7 protein-coding genes are annotated in these 6,644 nt (G+C 51.4%); 4 read left to right on the plus strand and 3 right to left on the minus strand.

Going from position 1 to position 6,644, the window contains the following annotated elements; genetic code table 11:
• The first annotated feature begins 2 nt into the window (after nucleotides 1-2).
• The 3 genes from A31E_RS19735 to cueR are packed head-to-tail and all read left to right on the plus strand — an operon-like array spanning nucleotide 3 to nucleotide 3,741.
• Nucleotides 3-2,165 (plus strand): type I secretion system permease/ATPase, encoded by a 2,163-nt coding sequence (locus A31E_RS19735; protein ID WP_016248429.1) that lies wholly within the window; start codon nucleotides 3-5, stop codon nucleotides 2,163-2,165.
• Nucleotides 2,162-3,337 (plus strand): HlyD family type I secretion periplasmic adaptor subunit, encoded by a 1,176-nt coding sequence (locus A31E_RS19730; protein WP_001014334.1) that lies wholly within the window; start codon nucleotides 2,162-2,164, stop codon nucleotides 3,335-3,337. The genes A31E_RS19735 and A31E_RS19730 overlap by 4 nt, the downstream gene beginning before the upstream one ends.
• Nucleotides 3,334-3,741, plus strand: a complete 408-nt coding sequence (cueR, locus tag A31E_RS19725; protein ID WP_001026744.1) for a Cu(I)-responsive transcriptional regulator — start codon at nucleotides 3,334-3,336, stop codon at nucleotides 3,739-3,741. The genes A31E_RS19730 and cueR overlap by 4 nt, the downstream gene beginning before the upstream one ends.
• Before the next feature lie 4 nt (nucleotides 3,742-3,745).
• On the opposite strand, the gene A31E_RS19720 is transcribed toward cueR, so the two are convergent.
• The 3 genes from A31E_RS19720 to A31E_RS19710 are packed head-to-tail and all read right to left on the minus strand — an operon-like array spanning nucleotide 3,746 to nucleotide 5,680.
• A complete protein-coding gene (locus A31E_RS19720) occupies nucleotides 3,746-3,949 on the minus strand; it encodes a hypothetical protein (protein WP_000787079.1) in 204 nt (67 codons plus the stop codon).
• Nucleotides 3,946-4,368, minus strand: a complete 423-nt coding sequence (locus A31E_RS19715) for a hypothetical protein (protein WP_001515911.1) — start codon at nucleotides 4,366-4,368, stop codon at nucleotides 3,946-3,948. The genes A31E_RS19720 and A31E_RS19715 overlap by 4 nt, the downstream gene beginning before the upstream one ends.
• Before the next feature lie 52 nt (nucleotides 4,369-4,420).
• Nucleotides 4,421-5,680: a YadA C-terminal domain-containing protein gene (locus A31E_RS19710; protein ID WP_228943966.1), complete on the minus strand. Its 1,260-nt coding sequence runs from the start codon at nucleotides 5,678-5,680 to the stop codon at nucleotides 4,421-4,423.
• A 485-nt stretch (nucleotides 5,681-6,165) separates the two neighbouring features.
• Here A31E_RS19710 and A31E_RS19705 point away from each other — a divergent pair, with 485 nt between their 5' ends.
• A complete protein-coding gene (locus A31E_RS19705; RefSeq protein ID WP_001001646.1) occupies nucleotides 6,166-6,528 on the plus strand; it encodes a hypothetical protein in 363 nt (120 codons plus the stop codon).
• The last annotated feature ends 116 nt before the right edge of the window (nucleotides 6,529-6,644 follow it).

Here is a 6,644-nt window from a genome sequence, read left to right on the forward strand (position 1 = left end):
TAATGAAAAAAAATGCCCAGTCCGTGGAAGCCTGGCTGGAGGCGATGATCGCCGTGGCGCGCTATTATCGACTTGATTTTTCTCAGGAGAACGTGCGCGCGACCGTCAACTGGGAGCGCGACAGTAAACGGGAGGAGTTACTCACCGACATGGCGCGGCAGTTGGGGATGGGGCTGCGGCTGGTCGAGTTTTCCGCCGATTCGCTTAACCCCTGGCGGCTGCCGTTGATTGCAGTGTTTGATAATCAGCAGGTCGGCGTGATCACCCGGCGCGACAACCACGACAATATCAGCATTCAGTTCAGCGGTGACGAAGGGCTGGAAACTACGCTTAACGTCGCGGATGTTGAAGACAAAATCGTCGAACTGGCGCTGCTGCGACCACTCAGCGCCATCCCTGATGCGCGGGTAGATGACTATATTCGCCCGTATCAGGCGAACTGGTTCTGGAATCTGTCGCTGAAAGACTGGCGGCGCTACGGCGATATTATGCTGGCGTCACTGGTGGCGAACGTGCTGGCGCTGGCGGCGATGATTTTCTCGATGCAGGTTTACGACCGCGTGGTTCCGGCGCAGTCGTACCCGACGCTATGGGTGCTGTTCGCCGGGGTGATGATGGCGATCCTGTTTGAGTTTTGTATGCGCATGGTGCGCACACATCTTTCCGATGTGATTGGCAAGCGGGCGGATCTGCGTATTTCGGATCGCGTTTTTGGCCACGCATTACGGCTGAAAAATAACGTGCGTTCGAAATCCACCGGATCGTTTATCTCGCAGATCCGTGAACTGGAATCGGTGCGGGAGCTTATTACTTCCACCACCATCGGCGCGGTGGCAGACCTGCCGTTCTTCCTGCTGTTTGTCTTTATTTTGTGGATGATTGGCGGCTGGCTGGTGCTGGTGGTTTTGTTGGCGCTGCCGTTGCTGGTGATCCCCGGCCTGCTGGTACAACGCCCGTTAGCGCGGCTGGCGAACGAAGGGATGCGCGAATCGGCGGTACGCAACGCGACGCTGGTGGAGGCCGTGCAGTCGATTGAAGACATTAAACTGTTGCGCGCCGAACAGCGTTTCCAGAATCAGTGGAACCACACCAACGACGTTGCCTCGTCCATCAGCATGAAGCAACGCTTTCTCACCGGGTTGCTGCTTACCTGGACTCAGGAAGTGCAGTCCATCGTTTACGTGGTGGTGCTGTTGGTGGGCTGCTTTATGGTGATGAACGGCGACATGACCACCGGCGCACTGGTCGGGACGACGATCCTGGCTTCGCGCACCATTGCGCCGCTGTCGCAGATTTCCGGCGTGCTGTCGCGCTGGCAGCAGGCGAAAGTGGCGCGTAACGGCCTCGATGAACTGATGAAGCGCCCGGTGGATCAGCCGGAACACGGCAAACTGGTGCATAAAGCGGTGCTGCACGGTAATTATCAGTTCAGCAACGCGGTGTTTTATTACGACGAAGAAGAGAAGATTGCCGATGTGGCAATCGGCAAACTCAACATTCAGGCCGGAGAGAAAATCGCCATTCTCGGGCGCAACGGCGCGGGTAAATCGACGCTGCTGCAAATGCTCGCCGGAATGCGTATCGCCCAGCAGGGGCAGGTGCTGCTGGATAACATCAGCATCGGGCAGCTTGATCCGGCGGATTTGCGTCGCGACATGGGGCTACTCAGCCAGACCGGGCGACTGTTCTTCGGCTCGCTGCGGGAAAACCTCACCATGGGGATGCCAGAGGCCAGCGATGAAGATATCGAACGCGCGTTAATCCTCAGCGGGGCGCTGCCTTTTGTGCAGAAGCAGAAAAACGGACTCAACTACATGATTCAGGAAGGGGGATTTGGCCTTTCTGGCGGTCAGCGGCAAACGCTGCTGCTGGCGCGGCTCCTCATCTCTCAACCCAATATTGTCCTGCTCGACGAACCCAGCGCCTCGCTGGATGAAATGGCGGAAGCGCACTTAATCGAACAACTGAAACAGTGGATTGGCCATCGCACGCTGGTCATCGCCACTCACCGCACGGCGATGCTGCAACTGGTGGACAGGATAATCGTGATGGATCAGGGGCGGATTGTCATGGACGGTGCGAAAGAGGCCATTTTGCGTGAGCAGGGCGAACCCACGGCGCGACGCGTGGTGTTACAGGAGAAGAATAAGGGGTCTGCCGCATGAACGGACAAATGCAATACAACCGTGGCCTTAATGAACCGCATCTGCCGCGATCGGCGCTGGCAGTTCGCGTTACCGCAGTGATGCTGCTTTGTTTTCTCGGCTGGGCGTGGTATTTCCAGCTTGATGAAGTGACTACCGGCAGCGGCACCGTAGAACCTTCCGGGCGCGAACAGGTGGTGCAGTCGCTGGAAGGCGGCATTTTGTATCATCTCGACGTGAAGGTGGGCGATATTGTCGAACAGGGTCAGCCACTGGCGCAGCTTAACCGCACCAAAACTGAATCCGACGTACAGGAAGCGATGTCGCGGCTGTACGCAGCGCTGGCAACCTCGGCGCGGTTGCGGGCGGAAGTCAGCAATAAACCGCTGGTGTTCCCTGACGAACTGAATAAATTTCCCGAACTTATCGAATCCGAAACGGCGTTATACAACACCCGCCGTGAAGGGTTAAGCAAAGCCACCACCGGACTGACGCAAGGGATTAGTCTGGTCAATCGTGAACTGGCAATGACCCAGCCGCTGGTGAAACAAGGGGCGGCGAGCAACGTGGAAGTGCTGCGTTTACAGCGCCAGGCTAATGAACTGGAAAACAAACTTAACGACGTGCGTACACAGTATTACGTTCAGGCGCGGGAAGAGTTAGCAAAAGCCAATGCGGAAGTGGAAACCCAGCGCTCGGTGATCCGTGGGCGGGAAGATTCTCTCACCAGGCTCAACTTTACCGCGCCGGTACGTGGCATTGTCCAGGACATTGACGTTACCACAGTTGGCGGCGTCATCGCCCCCGGTGGTAAACTGATGACTATCGTGCCGCTGGATGAGCAACTGCTGATTGAGGCAAAAATCTCCCCGCGCGATGTGGCATTTATCCATCCGGGGCAAAAATCGCTGGTGAAAATAACCGCTTACGATTACTCCATCTACGGCGGCTTGCCAGGAGAAGTGGCGGTGATCTCACCGGACACCATTCAGGATGAAGTGCGGCGCGATGTTTATTACTATCGGGTGTACATTCGCACCTTCAGCAACCATCTGGAAAATAAACATAAACAACAGTTTCCGATATTCCCAGGTATGGTCGCGACAGTAGATATCCGCACGGGCAAAAAGAGCGTGCTGGATTATCTGTTGAAACCCTTTAACAAAGCACAGGAGGCGTTGCGCGAACGATGAACATTAGCGATGTGGCAAAAATTACCGGCCTGACCAGCAAAGCCATCCGCTTCTATGAAGAGAAGGGATTGGTGACACCGCCAATGCGCAGCGAAAACGGCTATCGCACCTACACGCAGCAACATCTCAACGAACTGACGTTACTGCGCCAGGCGCGCCAGGTGGGCTTTAACCTGGAAGAGAGCGGAGAGCTGGTGAACCTGTTTAACGATCCGCAGCGACACAGCGCCGACGTAAAACGGCGCACGCTGGAGAAAGTGGCGGAGATCGAACGGCATATTGAGGAATTGCAAGCCATGCGCGACCAGTTGCTGGCGCTGGCAAACGCCTGCCCCGGCGATGACAGCGCCGACTGCCCGATTATCGAAAATCTCTCCGGCTGCTGCCATCATCGGGCGGGGTGAAAAATCAGTTAATCCCCGTTTGCACAGAAAGAATATGCTGCAAACTTTCTACCATAATGCGTCCCGACTGAAATAAACCTTCCTGGATTGCGTTGCTGGCATTAACAGCGTGAACCAGGGAGGCTAATAAAACAACTTGTAAGAACGCAAAGATAAATGCACCAATAATCATAATATGCATCAGAGTTGGTTTTTTTTCATTCTTCATTTTAAATAGCCCACAAACTGGCCTTCCTTCATTAATGCGACTTTCCCTGTATGGTGATAAACAATCACGTTATAAAGACCAGACTGGTATACGGTGGCATCTTTATTATCTTCATCAATCGCGCATAATGAATCATTGAGATAAGCAAAGTTTTTACTGCTCATTCTAAAGGTGAGACCAAAACCTTTATAAATGGATTTTTTAGCGGCCTGGGCGTGTTGTGCGGCTTCTGCGTTCTTATAAGCCTGCGCCTCGGATGCACTTAAAATAGCCGCCTGGCGCTGCTGTTCTGCAAGATAACAGGTGTCATGGCTGACGCCCTGCGCCTGGCAATCTGCGATACGGGAAGTGGGGGAGCTACAGCCAGCCAGTAAGATAATAGTCAGCAGGGAAAACGATTTAATGGTGCTATTCATCATTATTAACCTTAAAGAATTGAGAAATATTGCGAATAAGAAATCGCTATAAAATTTAGAAAGAATATCCCACGCCGACACCCGCGCCGAAATCAGATTGTGTGTCTGCAGAGACACCCGCTTTAATTACTGTATGAATTCCAGCGTTAAACGAAGCACCGACAGATACCGCAGATTCATTATTAAATGTACCCGCTCCGGCAGACACCATCATAAAATCACCTGTCTTAACCTGAGGCTGTGAAGCAATAGCGACGGCTGACGCGATACCTGCATTAGCTTCTTTACGGTTATCTTCCACCTCATGTTTCAACGAACTGAAATTGTTATTGAGTGAATTGATTTGTTGGCTGTTATCTGCGACACGTTTTTGGGTATTTGTTAACTGCTGATGCGTTTGGGTTACGTCTTGTGTCAGGCTGTCAATTTGTTCATGTGTTTGGGTTGAGTCTTGTGCCAGACGCTGAATTTGCTCCCCGTATTGCACGCTGTCGATATGCTGCTGCGTTGCCTGGTTGGTTGTGAGGGTATCTATTCTTTGTTTTTGTTCTGCTGTGGTACGTGTATTAGCGTCATTTTGTGCGGCCAGCCTGGCGTTAACCATCTCCTGATAATGTGCGCTGGTGCGGGCATCGCCAAGTGCGGAAACCGTTTTTTGTGTAGTGTCGAGTTGTTGCTGCTGTGCATCGGTAGCGGCTGTCTGTCTGGCGTCGATCATGCTCTGATAACGGGCGGCAGTCTGTACATCGCCAGTGGCGGCAACGGTTTTCTGGGTTTCGTCGAGTTGTTGCTGCTGAACGGCAATATCGTTACGGTTCTGCTCAATATTGTTTTTGTTTTCAGTCACGGCACCAGAAAGTTTGACGCCGTTCATCAGTGCGGTGTTGGCGTTAATGTTGGCATGGTCAGCCGCTGACTGAGCATGTACGACATCGCCTTTCAAGGTGCTGACATCTGACTGCACGACCGAGACATCATTGCGGGTGTCGGCAATGGCGACTTTATTAGCATCAATATCCGTCTGCGCCACCATAATGGCATGATGCGCGTCATCGGCTTTCAGCGATGCCCAGTTGGCTGTGTGCTGCGCGTTCTGAATGGCGGTATCCTGCCCGTTGTCGCGGTCGAGCTGCGCTTGATTGGTTATCGGGTTCAGCGTACTGGTGGGCTGTACGGGAGAGGCGGCTGTATCATCGGCTTTCTGAGGCGTTGTAGTTTTGTAATTATGTGCAATTAGATAATTTTGTGTAGCAGCACTGTTCCCTGTCCTTTCTAAAAATCGACCAATTTTCTGATCAATTTCCATTTGCGACATTCCTGGCTGGATTGCCGCTAATTCTGTCGCTGCTGCCTCAACAGTATCACCCGCAAACGCAGATGGACTTACCGCGGTAGCAACAACAACAGCCAGTAAAGACAACTTTACAGATTTCATGCATTTTTTCTCGATCAAAGTAAGTCACGTTTATTGTTCTAAAGAAAACAAATATTGTTTCTATAAGAAATAATATGCGTTGCAGTTTGAACAAAATCTACGCCGCCATTTGTGTGATGTAAAGCGCATTTTTATGCGATGTAAGCGTAAACACTAGCCAAAAGAAACATTGGTTGTTTCTTATATAAATAATTATGAAGTTCATTTCGTGCTATTTCCTTGTAAAAAAGAGTAACGACTTGTTTTTATAAGCGAAATAAATTCCGTTTCTGGGCTAAACGTGAAGAGGTTCCTGATGTGTGCTAGAATGCGTTTCTTTGATAAATCTCAATTTTTAAGAGGTTTACGCCAGGCAGGGAAATTAAATGAATGAATTTGAGAAGATTTTTAATGAAATGAATCTGGACAGGGCGCTACTCCCCATCCTTTTTCGTTCGAATCGTTCCACGGTGTGGAAGTATTTAAGCGGCGATAGTACGGCTCCTGCCTCTGCTATGTCGCTGATCATGCTGTTGCAGTTGATCCAGAAGAGAAACCCCGATCTGTTAGCCGAATGGTTAACGCTTTCTGATTTTACCATTCCGCCAGAAGTGTACCTGGACCAGCCTGATTACTGGAAAGGGTGGGTGTATACCCAACATAAGGTCAATAAAAACGTCCTGGAATATCTAAAAAAACACTATCCGGATGAAGACCAAAAAAGTATGAGTAAAGGCCGGGAAGAGTAATTTTGCCTCTACTCGGCTATATGCCGGATGCGGCGTAAACGCCTTATCCGGCCTACGATTCGGGCATATTTTTGTAGGCATGATAAGACGCGTCAGCGTCGCATCAGGCGTCGGTG

Source organism: Escherichia sp. KTE159, from assembly GCF_000408805.1.
In the GTDB taxonomy this organism is placed as follows: Bacteria; Pseudomonadota; Gammaproteobacteria; order Enterobacterales; family Enterobacteriaceae; genus Escherichia; species Escherichia marmotae.

Bases quoted from the DNA above. Each gene is read 5' to 3' on its own strand.
- A31E_RS19720 (WP_000787079.1), bottom strand. From the start codon at position 3,949: ATGAAGAATGAAAAAAAACCAACTCTGATGCATATTATGATTATTGGT.
- A31E_RS19705 (WP_001001646.1), top strand. From the start codon at position 6,166: ATGAATGAATTTGAGAAGATTTTTAATGAAATGAATCTGGACAGGGCG.
- A31E_RS19710 (WP_228943966.1), bottom strand. From the start codon at position 5,680: ATGTCGCAAATGGAAATTGATCAGAAAATTGGTCGATTTTTAGAAAGG.
- A31E_RS19730 (WP_001014334.1), top strand. From the start codon at position 2,162: ATGAACGGACAAATGCAATACAACCGTGGCCTTAATGAACCGCATCTG.
- cueR (WP_001026744.1), top strand. From the start codon at position 3,334: ATGAACATTAGCGATGTGGCAAAAATTACCGGCCTGACCAGCAAAGCC.
- A31E_RS19715 (WP_001515911.1), bottom strand. From the start codon at position 4,368: ATGATGAATAGCACCATTAAATCGTTTTCCCTGCTGACTATTATCTTA.
- A31E_RS19735 (WP_016248429.1), top strand. From the start codon at position 3: ATGAAAAAAAATGCCCAGTCCGTGGAAGCCTGGCTGGAGGCGATGATC.